The organism is Serratia sp. PL17, from assembly GCF_017832355.1.
GTDB lineage: Bacteria > Pseudomonadota > Gammaproteobacteria > Enterobacterales > Enterobacteriaceae > Serratia.
Genome location: NZ_JAFIBY010000001.1, coordinates 888,590 through 903,061 on the forward strand (window position 1 = coordinate 888,590; position 14,472 = coordinate 903,061).

Annotated in this window: 22 protein-coding genes, 3 tRNA genes and 1 pseudogene; 25 read left to right on the top strand and 1 reads right to left on the bottom strand. The window is 50.6% G+C overall.

The features are described 5' to 3' along the window. The 20 genes and pseudogenes from JOE25_RS04385 (at position 1) to JOE25_RS26720 (ending at position 9,394) form a co-directional block, all read left to right on the top strand. Positions 1-840: a chromosome partitioning protein ParB gene (locus JOE25_RS04385; RefSeq protein WP_209632887.1), complete on the top strand. Its 840-nt coding sequence runs from the start codon at positions 1-3 to the stop codon at positions 838-840. Next, positions 833-1,012 carry a hypothetical protein gene (locus tag JOE25_RS04390; protein ID WP_209632888.1) on the top strand — a complete coding sequence of 60 codons (180 nt, stop codon included), beginning with the start codon at positions 833-835 and terminating at the stop codon, positions 1,010-1,012. Before JOE25_RS04385 ends, JOE25_RS04390 begins: the two co-directional genes overlap by 8 nt. Beyond that, on the top strand, positions 1,005-1,235 hold the full coding sequence (locus JOE25_RS04395; RefSeq protein WP_209632889.1) for a hypothetical protein: 231 nt from the start codon (positions 1,005-1,007) through the stop codon (positions 1,233-1,235). The genes JOE25_RS04390 and JOE25_RS04395 overlap by 8 nt, the downstream gene beginning before the upstream one ends. Continuing rightward, positions 1,232-1,462 carry a hypothetical protein gene (locus tag JOE25_RS04400; RefSeq protein ID WP_048796141.1) on the top strand — a complete coding sequence of 77 codons (231 nt, stop codon included), beginning with the start codon at positions 1,232-1,234 and terminating at the stop codon, positions 1,460-1,462. Before JOE25_RS04395 ends, JOE25_RS04400 begins: the two co-directional genes overlap by 4 nt. Beyond that, complete coding sequence (locus tag JOE25_RS04405) at positions 1,459-2,109, top strand: HNH endonuclease signature motif containing protein (RefSeq protein ID WP_209632890.1); 651 nt, start codon at positions 1,459-1,461, stop codon at positions 2,107-2,109. The genes JOE25_RS04400 and JOE25_RS04405 overlap by 4 nt, the downstream gene beginning before the upstream one ends. Beyond that, entirely contained in the window at positions 2,099-2,428 is a 330-nt protein-coding gene (locus JOE25_RS04410) for a hypothetical protein (RefSeq protein WP_209632891.1), read from the top strand. The genes JOE25_RS04405 and JOE25_RS04410 overlap by 11 nt, the downstream gene beginning before the upstream one ends. Before the next feature lie 693 nt (positions 2,429-3,121). Then, positions 3,122-3,721: a DUF1367 family protein gene (locus JOE25_RS04415; protein ID WP_048796143.1), complete on the top strand. Its 600-nt coding sequence runs from the start codon at positions 3,122-3,124 to the stop codon at positions 3,719-3,721. Then, positions 3,718-4,014 (top strand): Ref family recombination enhancement nuclease, encoded by a 297-nt coding sequence (locus JOE25_RS04420; protein ID WP_209632892.1) that lies wholly within the window; start codon positions 3,718-3,720, stop codon positions 4,012-4,014. The genes JOE25_RS04415 and JOE25_RS04420 overlap by 4 nt, the downstream gene beginning before the upstream one ends. Next, positions 4,011-4,691 carry a bacteriophage antitermination protein Q gene (locus JOE25_RS04425; RefSeq protein WP_209632893.1) on the top strand — a complete coding sequence of 227 codons (681 nt, stop codon included), beginning with the start codon at positions 4,011-4,013 and terminating at the stop codon, positions 4,689-4,691. Before JOE25_RS04420 ends, JOE25_RS04425 begins: the two co-directional genes overlap by 4 nt. Positions 4,692-4,796: 105 nt before the next feature. After that, positions 4,797-5,072: a hypothetical protein gene (locus JOE25_RS04430; RefSeq protein WP_209632894.1), complete on the top strand. Its 276-nt coding sequence runs from the start codon at positions 4,797-4,799 to the stop codon at positions 5,070-5,072. Positions 5,073-5,134: 62 nt separating this feature from the next. Further along, positions 5,135-5,211: transfer RNA gene (locus JOE25_RS04435), tRNA-Ile, on the top strand. Positions 5,212-5,213: 2 nt separating this feature from the next. Next, a tRNA-OTHER gene (locus JOE25_RS04440) sits at positions 5,214-5,288 on the top strand. A gap of 2 nt (positions 5,289-5,290) precedes the next feature. Further along, a tRNA-Gly gene (locus JOE25_RS04445) sits at positions 5,291-5,365 on the top strand. A 273-nt stretch (positions 5,366-5,638) separates the two neighbouring features. Next, complete coding sequence (locus tag JOE25_RS04450; RefSeq protein ID WP_048794968.1) at positions 5,639-6,016, top strand: putative holin; 378 nt, start codon at positions 5,639-5,641, stop codon at positions 6,014-6,016. Further along, the gene (locus tag JOE25_RS04455; RefSeq protein ID WP_061069060.1) at positions 6,006-6,284 is read left to right on the top strand and encodes a phage holin family protein; all 279 of its coding nucleotides are present in this window, start codon (positions 6,006-6,008) and stop codon (positions 6,282-6,284) included. The genes JOE25_RS04450 and JOE25_RS04455 overlap by 11 nt, the downstream gene beginning before the upstream one ends. A 5-nt stretch (positions 6,285-6,289) precedes the next feature. Continuing rightward, positions 6,290-6,676 carry a M15 family metallopeptidase gene (locus tag JOE25_RS04460; RefSeq protein WP_209632895.1) on the top strand — a complete coding sequence of 129 codons (387 nt, stop codon included), beginning with the start codon at positions 6,290-6,292 and terminating at the stop codon, positions 6,674-6,676. Next, positions 6,673-7,059 (top strand): DUF2570 family protein, encoded by a 387-nt coding sequence (locus JOE25_RS04465; RefSeq protein WP_209632896.1) that lies wholly within the window; start codon positions 6,673-6,675, stop codon positions 7,057-7,059. Before JOE25_RS04460 ends, JOE25_RS04465 begins: the two co-directional genes overlap by 4 nt. Positions 7,060-7,212: 153 nt before the next feature. Continuing rightward, complete coding sequence (locus JOE25_RS26550) at positions 7,213-7,620, top strand: hypothetical protein (RefSeq protein WP_245209696.1); 408 nt, start codon at positions 7,213-7,215, stop codon at positions 7,618-7,620. A 346-nt stretch (positions 7,621-7,966) separates the two neighbouring features. After that, positions 7,967-8,407, top strand: a pseudogene (locus tag JOE25_RS26715) (ParB/Srx family N-terminal domain-containing protein); the annotation flags it as partial. 294 nt (positions 8,408-8,701) lie between these two features. Beyond that, positions 8,702-9,394 carry a DNA methyltransferase gene (locus JOE25_RS26720; RefSeq protein WP_348539681.1) on the top strand — a complete coding sequence of 231 codons (693 nt, stop codon included), beginning with the start codon at positions 8,702-8,704 and terminating at the stop codon, positions 9,392-9,394. Here JOE25_RS26720 and JOE25_RS04480 read toward each other — a convergent pair. Continuing rightward, positions 9,391-9,615, bottom strand: coding sequence for a hypothetical protein (locus tag JOE25_RS04480; protein ID WP_209632898.1), 225 nt, complete (start codon positions 9,613-9,615; stop codon positions 9,391-9,393). The genes JOE25_RS26720 and JOE25_RS04480 overlap by 4 nt on opposite strands. A 68-nt stretch (positions 9,616-9,683) precedes the next feature. On the opposite strand from JOE25_RS04480, the gene JOE25_RS04485 reads away from it, so the two are divergent. From JOE25_RS04485 to JOE25_RS04505, 5 genes are read left to right on the top strand one after another with little or no spacing between them, the layout of a single operon-like run. After that, the gene (locus JOE25_RS04485) at positions 9,684-9,947 is read left to right on the top strand and encodes a hypothetical protein (protein ID WP_209632899.1); all 264 of its coding nucleotides are present in this window, start codon (positions 9,684-9,686) and stop codon (positions 9,945-9,947) included. Beyond that, positions 9,947-10,951: a terminase small subunit gene (locus JOE25_RS04490; protein WP_209632900.1), complete on the top strand. Its 1,005-nt coding sequence runs from the start codon at positions 9,947-9,949 to the stop codon at positions 10,949-10,951. Before JOE25_RS04485 ends, JOE25_RS04490 begins: the two co-directional genes overlap by 1 nt. Then, positions 10,941-12,212: a hypothetical protein gene (locus JOE25_RS04495; RefSeq protein ID WP_209632901.1), complete on the top strand. Its 1,272-nt coding sequence runs from the start codon at positions 10,941-10,943 to the stop codon at positions 12,210-12,212. Before JOE25_RS04490 ends, JOE25_RS04495 begins: the two co-directional genes overlap by 11 nt. Before the next feature lie 11 nt (positions 12,213-12,223). Beyond that, a complete protein-coding gene (locus JOE25_RS04500; RefSeq protein ID WP_209632902.1) occupies positions 12,224-13,645 on the top strand; it encodes a phage portal protein in 1,422 nt (473 codons plus the stop codon). Beyond that, positions 13,642-14,463: a hypothetical protein gene (locus JOE25_RS04505; protein WP_209632903.1), complete on the top strand. Its 822-nt coding sequence runs from the start codon at positions 13,642-13,644 to the stop codon at positions 14,461-14,463. Before JOE25_RS04500 ends, JOE25_RS04505 begins: the two co-directional genes overlap by 4 nt. Positions 14,464-14,472 lie beyond the last annotated feature (9 nt).

Sequence of the window (14,472 nt, forward strand, 5' to 3'; positions counted from 1 at the left end):
ATGGCAAACTCATTTAACAAAATGATTGACGAGAAAGTAATTAAGCGTGGAAAAACAAGCATGCTTATACGTCTTGATGATATTCACATCAAAGAGGATTTTAATCGTCGTGTTGACAATGAGCGTTATCGTGAAGCTAATGAGAAGCTTTACCAATATATGCTCACGGGTGGGAAAATCCCCAACCTTGAGGTTGTTCCTCGTGATGAAGGTGGTGTTTGGGTTGTTGAGGGGCACCGTAGGACATTAACTTGCCATCGTCTTCGTGATGAAGCAGGCAAGCCTGTTGAATGGATAAAAATAGAGCCGTTCGAAGGTAACGATGTAGACCGTATCGCACGAATTAGAACCAGTAATGAGCAATTGCCGCTTACTGATTACGAAGAGGCATTATTAGTTAAGGATTTGCAGAATCTAAATTTATCAGCGGATAAAATTTCGGAAGTTTTGCATATTCCCCGCTATAAAGTCGACAATGCCCGCATCCTGATTAATGCCAATCATGATGTTCATCAATTAATTGAGCAGGGTGTGGTTGATATTCCTTTAGCAGTAGAAAGAGTGAAAAAACACGGTGAAAAAGCCGGTCAGGTTTTGAAAGATGATGCTAATAAAGCACAAACGAATGGAAAGGGTAGAGCGACTAAATCAACAGCCATTCCCCAATTCAGCGCCACAAAATCACGAAATGTATTGAAGGTATTGGCACAGGCTGAAGTTCGAGAAATTGACGGGCAAACGGCTTATTTCCTTCCTGCGGGAACGCAGCTCGATGTACTGGCGATCCTTGACGAATACCGTGCGACTAATGACAACGCTAGGGAGGCAGAACGTGGGTAATCAAAACTTCAAACCCGGCAGTCTGCGGTATTTCGATAAAGACTCTGAGGAGTTTGTTGTCGCCGAACCTAGTTCAAAAAATTACAGCACTACGGCAATGGTGGCTACTGAGTATTTTAACGGCATGGAGTGGCTTCCAGTAGATGCTGATGAGGAGACACAGCATGGCTAAACCTATCGTGAGAACAAAAACCGGCGCAAAGGTCACGCTCACTCTTGAGCTGACAAACCTCGGCTCGTGGGGGCCTGAATGCCAAATTAACCAGGTATACAAACAAGCGCTGGATCAAGCCGCCGGCAAACTGGGGCGGCTTTTAAATGGGCAGTCTGATATTCGGATTGTTGGCCGGCCGGTCGTTCAGGCCATCACAACAGATGTTGAGGTGAAATCGTGAAAAACTCACTCGCTGACCTGGTTAATCACCAGTTCATGATGCTTGAAAGGTTGGGCGACTTGTCGCTGAAAGGTGAAGAACTGGCGGAAGAGATCACTCGCGCTAAGGCCGTATCGGAAGTGGCCGGCACGATGATCCAGACCTACCGTGTCGCGTTGGATGCTCAGAAAGCTGTTTATGACGGCTATGCTGGGCGGGTGCCGAAAGTATTGGGGATCGAAGAATGAGTCAAAAATATACGGACGCGCAAAACTTATTTCTTGAAACTCATTGCAAAGGGAAAACATTTCGCGAAATTACCGATTTGTTTAATCACAAATTTGGGACAAATAAAAGGCCTGCCACAATGAGGGAAGTGCTACGCCAGCGTGGACTAGACCGGTATGCTGCAAAACAATATCGTTACAGTGAAGAGCAATTAACTTACCTTTTTGTTAATAGGGATGTTGGCTGGAAAAAATTGACTCAGATGTTTAATGAGCAATTTGGCGCGAAAAAATCCGTCGATTCTATCAAGGATGTAATGGCCAGCAGGGGATGGAATCAGAAATGTAGGCACGGAACAGGGAGGGGAATGAAATATATTTATGCCAATGATAAAAGAATGCGCCTCGACGTTTACGTATGGGAGTGTGTCAACGGGCCGCTTCCTACAGGTTACGGCGTTATTCATTTGGATAATGATGTGCAAAATAACCAGATTGGTAATCTCCGACTCGCACCGTTGCACATCAAATCGATGTTCGTACGCGCAGGCTATTCCGATGCACCGAAAGTCTTGGCGCCAGGACTATATGCAGCAGTGATGTTGAAGGACCTTATTGGGCAAATTGAAAGGAGACGATCTGGACAGGAGGCAGGCCGTGGAAAATAATCTGAGCAAGCCGGTGGCGTATGACTATCAGATTGCGAGTGCATGTATTGCAGATGGCCATAATGAAAATGGGAAATGGGTTGACTGGAATAATAAGTTAACTCGTCATTGCCCGCCTGATTGGATGATGGAAGAAGGGAAAGTCACAGGGCTCAAGCTGCTCTACTCGCAAGAGTACGTCTCCGCCCTGCTGGCAGAGCTGAAATCTTCACAGGCAATAGCCAATGAGTACCAGCAACTGATGTATCACATGGACGCCGGTGGTGACTTCTACGAGTTTCAGCGCGACAAAGCCATGAAGGAGCAGAGCAATGGATAAATTCAGCGAACTGAAAGCGGCCGCCGCGAAATTGGCAGTATCGCCTAAGGATGATAACTGATGGGCTTGTTTGCGTTGGGTGTTTTTTTTGTATTGGCGTTGTTCTGTGGTGGGGTGTTGCTGTTCGCCTGGTTAATGCTGAAGGTGATTTCTGATTGATGAATTGAGCTTTTGATCCTCACCATGAGTAGTTATGTCTCAAACCCGCAAATTTGCGGGTTTTTTGTTATAAATCAGACGAGTATAACAATAAACCATAGTTACTATGTGCTATCGATCGGTTTAAACGATCGAAGTACCAGTATTGATCTATGCGGCCTATTAGACAAAGCCGGTCCAGCGGCTTTACTGAAACATGGGAGTCCGTATATCCATGGTGTTTCGCCTCGATAGTGATTCTAACTTATTGAGGTGAAATATGATTTCTGAATGCCCGTTGTTTGATGTGCTTCGTGGTAGTTGCAGGTTTTGCGTTGAGGCTATTGTGGCTGATGGCATTATCATCAGGGAGATTGATACGGGGAGATGTTTCACGTTAAGTCCTGAGGTGTCGCGGCTCTCGCAAGCTGATCTGTGCGAGATTGCTGCGCAGGCGGGGTTAAATCTGGGTCTACATCAGGTCAAATGATGTTATAATTAGTCATCCAGTCTGAACAACTGGAACCTGAGCACTGCGCCATACCGGAGACGATCATGGCGCAGTTAATACAGTTAGTGAAATCCGCACCAACAATCCTGACCCCGGCGACGATCGAGGCCAGCGATTTCTTGCAACGTGTGAAACTCGGTGAATGGATACAGGCTGATTTTCGCCGTGTCCGTAACTATCAATACCACAAACGTTTTTTCAAACTTCTGCAATTTGGCTTCGACTACTGGACACCAACCGGTGGCGCATTAACGCTCCCCGAACGCCAGCTTATCGACGGCTTTGTCGGGTACCTCGTTGAAATGTCAGGTCAGCAGCATGGTGAAGTTATCAGTGCCGTTGCCGATGAATACCTGCTTAAGGTCGGCCAGCTTCGCACCCAAGAAATCGCGCTACTCAAATCATTTGAGCCATATCGGGCCTGGGCAACCGTCGAAGCAGGGTATTTCTATGAAGTAGTGCTCCCAAATGGGCTACGCCAGCGCATCCCTCAATCAATTTCATTTGCAAAAATGGATGAGGATACATTTCAGAGCCTTTATAAAGCAGTGTTTAATGTGCTGTGGAATTTCATTTTATTTCGGAAATTTAATACACAACGAGAAGCAGAAAACGTCGCAATGCAGTTGCTGGAGTTCGCATGAAAAAGGAAGATCGCGAACATCTCCAGCGTGTGGCTGAACTTGGCTGTGTCGTTTGTCGAAATCTCGGATATGGGGTTTCACCGGCAGAAATACATCATTTGCGAAAAGGGTGTGGGGTAGGACAGCGATCTTCACACAAGCGAGCTATCCCATTATGTCCCCCGCATCACCGGACTGGTGGCTATGGCGTCGCTATTCACGCTGGACAGAAAATGTGGGAAGGCATTTACGGAACAGAAGAAAGTCTATTAGCGCAAATTGATTCCGAATTACGCGGGGAGTTTTTGGCATGAACGCACAGCAGCTTGAATATATCCGTATTAATTTACGTGCTGCGCTGGTGGATTTATCAGGCGGAACGAAAGGGCAGCTAGAGGCATTTGCTGAGCATCCACCGGCAGATAAAGAACGAAACCCACGAAAACCTGTACACGTCGTTGCACTGGATGATGGTCGGGGAGGTGTTCGGCAGATTAAAGCAGAAAACTCAGCTTTGTATGTGCTGGAAACTCGCAGCAGGCGCAGGCCATTACCACCAATCAACGAGTACGAATTTGCTGCAGCACCTTGGCGCAGGGCTGTAAATTTACTGTCTGCACATGAACAGGCATGGGTACGTTATTGTTATGGTCATAACCTGGATTTTAAACTTCAGACACTTATTTGCCGGCATGTATGGGAGTCCTACGATAAAGAGTTAGCGGGCGTTAAACTACAGAAACGGGTGAAGTTACGGCTGATCTCTTTGGTTTGGTTGGCGGTACAAGACGTTGCAGCGAAAAACAAGAATGAGGAGTACCGAGAGTATGCCGCGACGGCACTGGCGAACTTATTGGCGATTAACCGTGATACTTGGTATCAAACTTATGCCGCTCCTTGGCGGGCCTTAAAATCGATAGCTACGAGTTTGGACGAAGAGGCTTTAGTGGAGGTGAAAGGAAAAGTTGTTATTGTCGAATCAGAGGGGTGATATTGCAAAACCCGACACTTTACGCTATATTTAAGCCTAATTTTGATATGTTGCCAAGATTATATAAACCCGCCATTGAGCGGGTTTTTGCGTTATGGAGCCAGTATGTCAAAGCACGTTACAGAGAGTCTTGTTTTCCGCCCCGTCAGTGAATTACCAACCGCTGACCTTGATGGAAAGGGCGTGCTGGTGCTCAATCCCTGCGATGGGTGGCACGAAGGACACATCCGGGTATTCGAAGAGGATGGTGAGGTTTACCACATTGGTATTCACACCTGGTTGATGGAAGAAATGACCCCACACGATTTCTACGTCGCCTGGGCTCTGTTGCCTGACGGTATCGCGTTAAGCGAGAAGTTCGAGTCAGAGAAGCACTGTTGATATGTAAAGAAATATCAATGGGTATTGTGTGGTTATGCTGCCTGCATTAGTATGCGCGCCTTGGCCCTTTAGCTCAGTTGGTTAGAGCGCGCGACTCATAATCGCTCGGTCGCTGGTTCAAGCCCAGCAAGGGCCACCAAACCGCCATTAGCTCAGCAGGAAGAGCAACGACCATTAAGTTGTAGGTACGGGGTTCGAGGCCTCGATGGCGGACCAATGCGGGCATCGTATAATGGCTATTACCTCAGCCTTCCAAGCTGATGATGTGGGTTCGATTCCCACTGCCCGCTCCAGAAAAAGCTTTTCAGCCTGCGAAGATGGGATTGCCCGGAGTGGCTGGAAAGCGCATCAGAAGGGCGCATTTGGTTTTGATACGCACTATCGATCCCTACCCTGGATTTTCTAAGTGCGCCCCTCGGTGTGAAGTGACAGTCGGGAAAGACCGGCAACCATTCTAACCCTGGCATCTGCCGGGGTTTTTCTATTTTAGGGCTGCGCTAACGCGTGGCCTTTTTTATGTCTGACGCCCGGCGTTCGCTGAGCGAAGCGAGCAAAGGAGCAAAAAGATGGCTGAGCCTGTAGGTACTACTGGTGCGGCGACAACAGCATTAACCGGTGTGACCGTAGTCGGGCTGTTATCGGGCGTGGACTCTGGTGTGTTAATTGGTGCATTTGCCGGGGCGGTAATTTTCGTTATGTCCGCCAGTGAGTTTTCGTGGCTAAAAAAGATGGCGCTATTCGTTGCCTCTTTGCTGGTGGGGATCCTTGCCGCACCGTTTGCAGCGGCGATTATCACGTGGGCAACCCCGGTCGGTATTGAGGCCCATGAACCAGTTGGTGCGCTGGTGGCCTCTGCAATAGCCGTCCGACTCCTGATGTCAGCAAGCCAAAACCCAACAGGATTTTTTGACCGGTTCCGGCGAGGGGGGAGCGATGCTAAATGAATACCTCTTAATCGTGAATGCCATCACCTGCGCGGTGATAGCCGCCAGAATGATGCTGTATCGCCGAAATGGTGCGACGCATAGGCCTCTCGCCGCCTTCTGTGCCTGGCTGCTGATTGTGGCTAGCGCCTCGGTGACCATCCGCATTCTGACTGGCGACTATCACTATTCGAACTGGTCGGAGACATTGATCAACATGGCGTTCTGCGTGGCGGTGATTGCATCGCGTGGCAACGTCATGACCCTGGCTAAACCCTTCCAACGGTAAATATCATGACTTATAAATTCAGCCAACGCAGCGAGAAAAATCTCGTTGGCGTCAATCCCGCATTGGTAGCGGTTGCCCGTCGGGCACTTGAGCTATCACCCATCGATTTTGGTATCACAGAAGGGCTTCGCAGCCGTGAGCGTCAAAAGCAGATGGTTGCCGCCGGTGCCAGCCAGACAATGAAAAGCCGCCACCTGACAGGTCATGCGGTAGACGTAGTGGCCTATCTCGGCAGCAACATTAGTTGGGAATGGAAATACTACGAACAGATTGCTGCAGCGTTTAAACAAGCAGGTGAAGATCTGGGGACTGCGATTGAGTGGGGCGGTGATTGGAAGACGCTGAAAGATGGCCCGCATTTTCAGCTCACTTTTCGAGATTATCCGGCGTGAATGGATGGCTGCAAAAATTGACAAGTGGGAGCTTATTGCTCCTGCTGGCGGTGTCGATCTGCCTGGGTGGATATAGCTCGTTGTTGTCACATCGGCTGGAACTGGCACGGCAACAGGTAGCACAACAGAAAAAAACGCTGGCGCAGCAGGCCGGACTGATCGTCACCATGCAGGAACAGGACGCCCGTAACCGCAAGCTGATGGCCGAACAGCAACAGAGAGAGCAGCAACTGCGCCAGCGGGGCGAAATCTACCAGAGGAAGTATGAGGATGCCATTAAAAACGACGAGTGTGCTCGCCGCGCTGCTCCTGTCGCTGTGCTTGACCTCTTGCGCGGAAAGGATACCGCCACCACCGGAACCAATCGTTCTGTTGCCCCCTGAGTCCGTATTTAAGCCATGCGAGATGCCAACGTTGCAAGGCGACACTTGGGGCGACATTGGAAGCCATACGCTGGCGCTCCAAACAGCTTTATCAATCTGCGCCGGTCAGGTGGCCACGCTTATTCAATGGCGGAAGGCCGCCGGGAGAAAATAATGAAAGTTGAGAATATCAAGTGTTGGAAAATCGAACTATTCGAAGAGCCGAAACCGTCAGCCTCTATTGTTAACAGTCTGATAGCGTCAGAAAGCAGGCATCCATTTTTTATTGGATATTCGAAAGATCCGGTAAACCTTGAGGAGCTGCGGGATGAACAGTTTATTACCATCCATCGCGATCTCGACAGCCTGGAGACTAGCACTTTCCGTATCAGCAGGGTTCATGAGGTCAAATGTTCACCAGTTCATGATGCTGATAATTCTTTCGAAGAGGCTGCAAAACCATTGATTAAATGGTTGGCGGAAAATGTACACCCGCATCACACCGCCATTGTCACCAGCAATAGAGCGGAGCTGCTGATGGGGGAGTCGGTAATCAACACTGACGAATATCTGAAAGATTAGCATTACAGGTGGCCTTTGCGAGGGCCATCGATAATGCGCAAGCAAAATCACCGGCGGATCCTACCTTGGTCACCCTGACCGTTATCTGCTGGTGGTTTTTATTTTGTTCTGAATTTTTGCGTTGGCCACAAAGAAAATCAGCATAAACGATCTGTATTCGTAGATGGTGGTTGGCGATTTTCCCGAGTGGGTATTCCAGAGGTCAGCAGAAAATTCTAAAGGAAGGTGGGCGGCCATCGGTAGTTGGAGCTACCGACAGCCATTCATACCCACAGATCGTCATGATGAGTACGAACCAAGGCCCACTTGCTTGTACAAGCGGGGTCATAGTATTGGATCCTCAGACATGACCAAAGAAAAAAATCAATCAACGCTCTCAATTGTTTACAAAACACGCGAGTCGTTGATGGCTTATGCCCGAAATGCCCGAACCCACTCCGATGAGCAGGTTCGACAGATTGTCGCCAGCATCAGTGAGTACGGGTGGACGAACCCGGTACTGATTGATGAAAACGAAGAAGTGATCGCCGGTCACGGCCGGTTGCTGGCGGCCGAACAGCTTTTTGTCGATGAAGTGCCGACTATCACGCTGTCGGGCCTTAGTGAGCAGCAGAAAAAAGCCTACCGCCTGGCGGACAACAAATTGCCGTTAAATGCTGGGTGGGACGATGAATTATTGAAGCTGGAATTAAGCGACTTACTGGACTGCGGTTTTGATATCGATCTGACTGGCTTCAATCAGGCCGAGATCGATGAAATTTTCAACGTCGATGACGTGTTGCCTGGTGAATCGAAAGCGGGGAACCTGACAGAAAAATTCCTCGTACCGCCTTTTTCCGTGCTTAATGCCCGCGAAGGCTGGTGGCAAGACCGAAAGAAAAACTGGATCGCGCTCGGCATACAATCCGAATCGGGCCGTGAAGACGAATTGTTGTTCGGCAAATCGACTCAAAGCGGCGCGATATACGGCAAGAAAAACGCGTATGAGGCAAAAATAGGTCGGGTGGTGAGCTGGGATGAATTTTTCCTGGCGCACCCAGACCTACAAACTTTGCCGACCACGAGTATTTTCGACCCGGTAATGTGTGAGCTGGCCTATCGCTGGTTTTCACCTGAGGGCGGAACGGTGGTTGATCCGTTTGCTGGTGGATCAGTTCGGGGCGTTGTCGCGGCAAAATTGGGGCGTCAATACCTTGGCTGTGATTTGAGAAGCGAACAGGTAGAGGCAAATCGTCAGCAATGGGGGCAGATTGATGCCGATAGCGGTATTGCCCCTCATTGGCACTGTGGCGATAGTCGTGACATTCATCAGCACTTCAAAGAAGCGCAGGCAGATTTTTTATTCAGTTGCCCGCCTTATGCTGATCTTGAGGTTTATTCTGACGATCCCGCTGATATTTCGACGTTGAACTACCCGGAGTTCGTCATCGCCTACCGGCAGATCATCAAAAATGCGCTGTCTTTGCTTAAAGAAGACCGATTCGCGTGTTTTGTCGTAGGGGAGGTGCGGGACGCGAAAGGCATCTACCGTAATTTTGTCAGCGATACCGTGTTGGCGTTTTGTGATGCCGGCGCAGTGTATTACAACGAGGCGATCCTTGTTACTCAGGCAGGGAGTTTACCTATCCGGGCTGGGAAAATGTTTTCCGCCAGCCGGAAGCTTGGTAAGACCCATCAGAATGTGTTGGTGTTTGTGAAAGGCGATCCCCGTAAAGCGGTTGAAGCCTGTGGCGTGGTCGACGTCACTGATATTTTCCCCGACGAGTCAGATTAAAGACGATATTTCGCCTTAAGGGCGTCAATTCCAGCGGCAATCAGTAAAGCCGGCTCTCTCCCCATCTGTATTTGAAACTCTGGTCGCAACACGGCTTCTTTAGCCCGTGTGATTACCCGCGCTTCATCACCCAGGCGAGGAAAGCCACCGGCAAGTTTGATAGCCGCTTCCCAATCGTTATTACTGGCAAGTTCCCTGAGAACGTCGATTTTCTTTTTCATGGCGTTTTCCTCCGTGTTTTGGACGATAGCGGAGTCACCGCCCCCGTTCGAGGGGATGCGGGGGAAATATGCAAACTTTACCCATAGCGAACATCGAAGCATTGGCTGCTCGTCGTTTGAACGAGCAGCAGATAGCTGACGTGTTGGATATTTCTCTGGAAGACCTGAAAAAGGACAGAGAGCAGATATCGCTATTTCGAGTCGCTATAAGGAAAGGGCGGGCAAAAGGAGAGGCTGAATTAAGGGGCGCGCTGTATAGGCGAGCCAAGAACGGGGACATACAGGCATACAGCGAATTGCTAAGGCGCGAGAAACAACAGGACAGTGACTGATGAGCAAGCCGGATGAGAAAGCAATCGAGCGTGATTTCTGTGCTGGTGAGCTTTCCCTCCAGGCTGTGGCGGATAAGCACGGAATCACGATAAAAGCCCTGCGTTACATGGCGGGTAAATACGGCTGGAAACGTACCAAAGGGGCAAGGGCAAAAACGGGGCAAAAAAACGGGGCAAAAAAAAGTTCTGCCCCAAAAAAAACGCCCCAAAAAAATCTGCAAGATAACGATGACCAGTCACGCCAGCGCGGGCAGATTACCAACGAAGAAAAAGAGCCAGGTGACGATTTCGATCTGGTTCTGGATCCCCATGAATTCGGATTAACGGAGAAAGAAGCCCTTTTTGCGTATGGCTGCGCTAAGACGAACAGCAGGATTGGCGGATACCGATTTGCCGGGTACAGCGACAACAAAAAAACGGCGTATGTAGAAGCGAGCCGTTTGTATAGAAAACCCAACATTGCCCGTGCTATCCGTGAAATAAAAAACAGGATGAGAAAGCGTTATACCGCTGACCTGGATGAGATAGTCGACCAACTGGTGGCGATAACGCGGGCCGACCCTAATGTGCTGACGCAATATCGCCGTGTGAATTGTCGCCATTGCTGGGGCGAAAATAATTTATATCAGTGGCGGGATATTCAAGAGTATGACCGCGCTGCAGCAAAAGCGATGAAGGACGGAAGGTCTGAACCTGACTACGGCGGTCTTGGTTTTGTCACTAACGCTGACCCTAACCCGGATTGTCCGCGCTGCAATGGCGAGGGTGAAGGGGATTTGTTAATAGGGGATACCCGCGACCTTGATGCTAATGAGCACGCTTATTTCCTTGGCGTGAAGCAGACAAAAAATGGCATTGAGCTTCTAACCGAAGATAAAAAATCAGCACGCCAAATGCTGATTCAATTAATGCAGCCCAAAGGAGGAAAAGCCGCCGCAGAAAGTAACGAGGGCGGTGAGCCTCAAATTATTATCAACCTGGTGAATTCTCCCGATGGCGACTGAACACACGATCACGTTCCTGCCGTTCCATGACGGGCAGAAGAAAATATATCGCTCGCCGGCGAAGCGGAAAGTGGTCCGTGCTGGTCGCCGCTTTGGTAAAACCACCATGTTAGAGCAGGCTGGCGGCAACTGGGCGGCAAAACAGATGCGCGTGGGCTGGTTTGCGCCGTCCTATAAAATCCTGCTGCCCTCGTTTAAGGCCATTCGGGATCTGCTCAAGCCGATCACCACTAGTTCCAGCAAGACGGATTCGATAATCGAAACGATTGGCGGCGGTCAGGTGGAATTCTGGACGCTGGATAACCCGGATGCCGGTCGTTCGCGTAAATATCACAAAGTCATCATCGATGAAGGCAGCCTGGTCAAAAAGGGCATGCGGGATATTTGGGAGCAGGCGATAGAGCCGACGCTGCTCGACTATGACGGCGATGCTGTTATGGCTGGCACACCCAAGGGCGTGGACGATGAAAACTTTTTCTATCAGGCCTGCAACGATAAATCGATGGGTTGGGAAGAGCACCACGCGCCCACGTCGGCGAACCCGACAATTAACCCCGAGGCGCTGGCGCGCATAATCGCAGGCCGTCCGCCGATGGTGGTTCAGCAGGAATACAACGCTGATTTCGTCGATTGGCGTGGGCAGAACTTCTTCAAGATGGACTGGCTTTTGGAGAATGGCGTCCCGGTCGATTACCCGGCGAGTTGCGATACCGTCTATGGCGTTGTCGATTGCGCACAGAAAGGTGATCTCCAGCACGATGGTTCAGCTTGCATCTGGTTCGCACTTAGCAACTTTCCAACGCCCTGTCTGGTCATTCTTGACTGGGACATTATCCAGATTGACGGATATTTCCTGAAAGACATAGTGCCGCAGTGGATTGGGAAAGCTAAACACCTCAGCGAAATATGTCTGGCGAGACTGGGTACTGGCGGCCTGTTTATCGAGGACAAAGCCACCGGCATCACGCTATTGCAGCAAGGGGCTAATGAGGGCTGGAACGTTCACCCCATTGACAGCGAATTAACATCGCTGCCCAAAGAGTCCCGCGCCATCAATATCTCCGGGTACGTGGCGTCGGGGAAAGTACGCATTTCGAAATACGCCTATGACAAGCTGGTGGAATACAAGCAGTCGAAGAAAAACCACCTTCTGACGCAAGTGCTCCAGTTCATCATTGGCGAAGAGAATCAGGACGATGACCTGTTTGACTGTTTCAACTATGGCGTCGCGCTTGGGCTTGGTAATGGCGACGGCTTCTGACGAGAAAACCAATGAACGAAGATGATTTCGAAATCGGCAGCTGCTCTCATTCAGAGTTGATGGCATTGCTGGACAGCGATGATATCCAGCCAGGATCTACGGCGGGCTATCAGACCTGCAAAACGGTCTACCTCTACCACCCGCTGGGCGGCAAGATGGTGGATCGCCCAATTAAGATGGCGATGAACGAACCGCGCACTGTGCATGTTGCTCAGTCTTATGGCCTTGAGCAGCGCCTGCGCGATGCGTTTGAGCGCGAATGGAAAGCCCTGGGAGCTAACCAGCTCATTGCCAACGCCGCCCGCATTGCCCGAATTTACGGTGTATCAGCGGTTGCGATGCTGGTGGACAACCAGGCGCCCAATGAGTCACTGGACTACCGCACGCTGTACAAGCACAGCGTCAGTTTTAACATTCTTGACCCGCTAAACACCGCTGGCAGCATCGTGCTTAATCAGGATCCAAATGCCCAGGACTTCCAGAAAGTCGAGGGTATTCGGGTGGCCGGAAAGCCATACCACAAATCGCGCTGCGTCGTCGTGCAGAACGAGGACCCGATTTATCTGGCGTACAACCCGGCGGCGTTCGGCTTTACCGGGCGAAGCGTCTACCAGCGTGCGCTATATCCGCTGAAATCCTTCATCCAGACCATGCGTACCGACGATATGGTTGCGGTGAAAGGCGGTTTACTGGTGACGAAAATCAAGGGGCCAAGCTCTGTCGTCAACAACATGATGCAGAAGCTCAGTGGCATTAAGCGAATGATGTTGAAGCGTGGGAAGACGGGGGAAGTTCTCCAGATCGGTGACGCCGATACTGTTGAGTCTATCGACCTGAGTAATCTTAAGGATCCTCTCGACTCTGCCCGTAAGCACATTCTGGAGAACGTGGCCGCCGCTGCTGACATGCCGGCGATCATTCTCAACTCTGAGACGTTCGCCCAGGGCTTTGGGGAGGGCACTGAAGATGCCCGCTCCGTAGCGGTCTACATCGATAATATTCGTGAATGGCTGGACCAGCTTTATGCATTCTTCATTCGTGTTTGCCAGTACCGGGCGTGGAGCATTGAGTTCTTCCAGTCGCTGCGCGCCGACTTCCCAGAGCTGAAAAACACCTACAGCCTGCATTTCTCGATGTGGATAAATAACTTCGAGTACCGCTGGTCGTCCTCTCTCAAGGAGCCGGAGAGCGAGAAGGTGAAGGTAGACGAAACGCGCTTTAAGGCCATCGTCAGCATGCTGGAGGCGATACTGCCGCAACTCACGGCGGACCCAGAGAACCGCGCAACGCTGATCGAGTGGGCGTGTGAAAACGCCAACGCCAACGAGAATCTGTTCCCTCAGCGGCTTAACCTTGATTACGACTCGCTAAAAGATAATCCGCCGCCAGAGCCACCGAAGGCTGAAGAGCCGAGCGGTGGGATGATGCTATGAGGACATTTACAAGAACGGTTCGCGAGGCGGTGAAGTTCTTTCTTCGCAACGGCTACACGTCTCGCGAGGAGCTGGAGCGCTGGCAGAGCATCATCCGGCAGGCTGCCGAGAGTGAAACGGCGGACGACTACATGGCGATGGTCACGCGGAACCTGACTAAATCGTACGATCTGCAGGTGGGTCGCGCTGGCGCGCTGAAACGGCACCAGGGCATATCCCGCTTTACGCTCAACTACCTTGAGCCAAAACTGAGGACTGAACTCGACAGGCGGATCCTGTCCAGCGCCGACCTTATCCAGCTCAACCGCAAAAAAGCTATCGACACAACGTTGTCGCGTTTTAGCGGCTGGGCCAGCAGCATACCTTCTGCCGATAGCATCGCGCTGTCTGGCATTCAAGGGACGATGCGGGCAACAGCGGATCATATTCAGAAGGCTGCCGAGAAGGTGGACTATGAATCGCGCCGTGTGATGATCGACCAAAACCGCAAGCTGATAGCCAATATTGATAACGTGATAGCAACGAGCAATAACGCGATTGCGGCGATATGGCACAGCCACTGGCGCAGGCCTGGTTATGACTTCCGCGAAGACCACAAGGAGCGCGATCAGTTGTACTACCTGATCCGCGGGAACTGGGCGCAAAAAAACGGGTATGTGAAAGCCGGTCCTGCCGGGTATCTCGATGAAATCACTCAGCCTGGTGAAGAGGTTTTCTGCCAGTGCTATGTGACCTACATCTACAACATCCGCAGTATTCCTGAATACATGCTGACCCAGAAGGGTCACAAGTTCATGGAGTCAATGAAAGCAGCATAGGGGCATTAA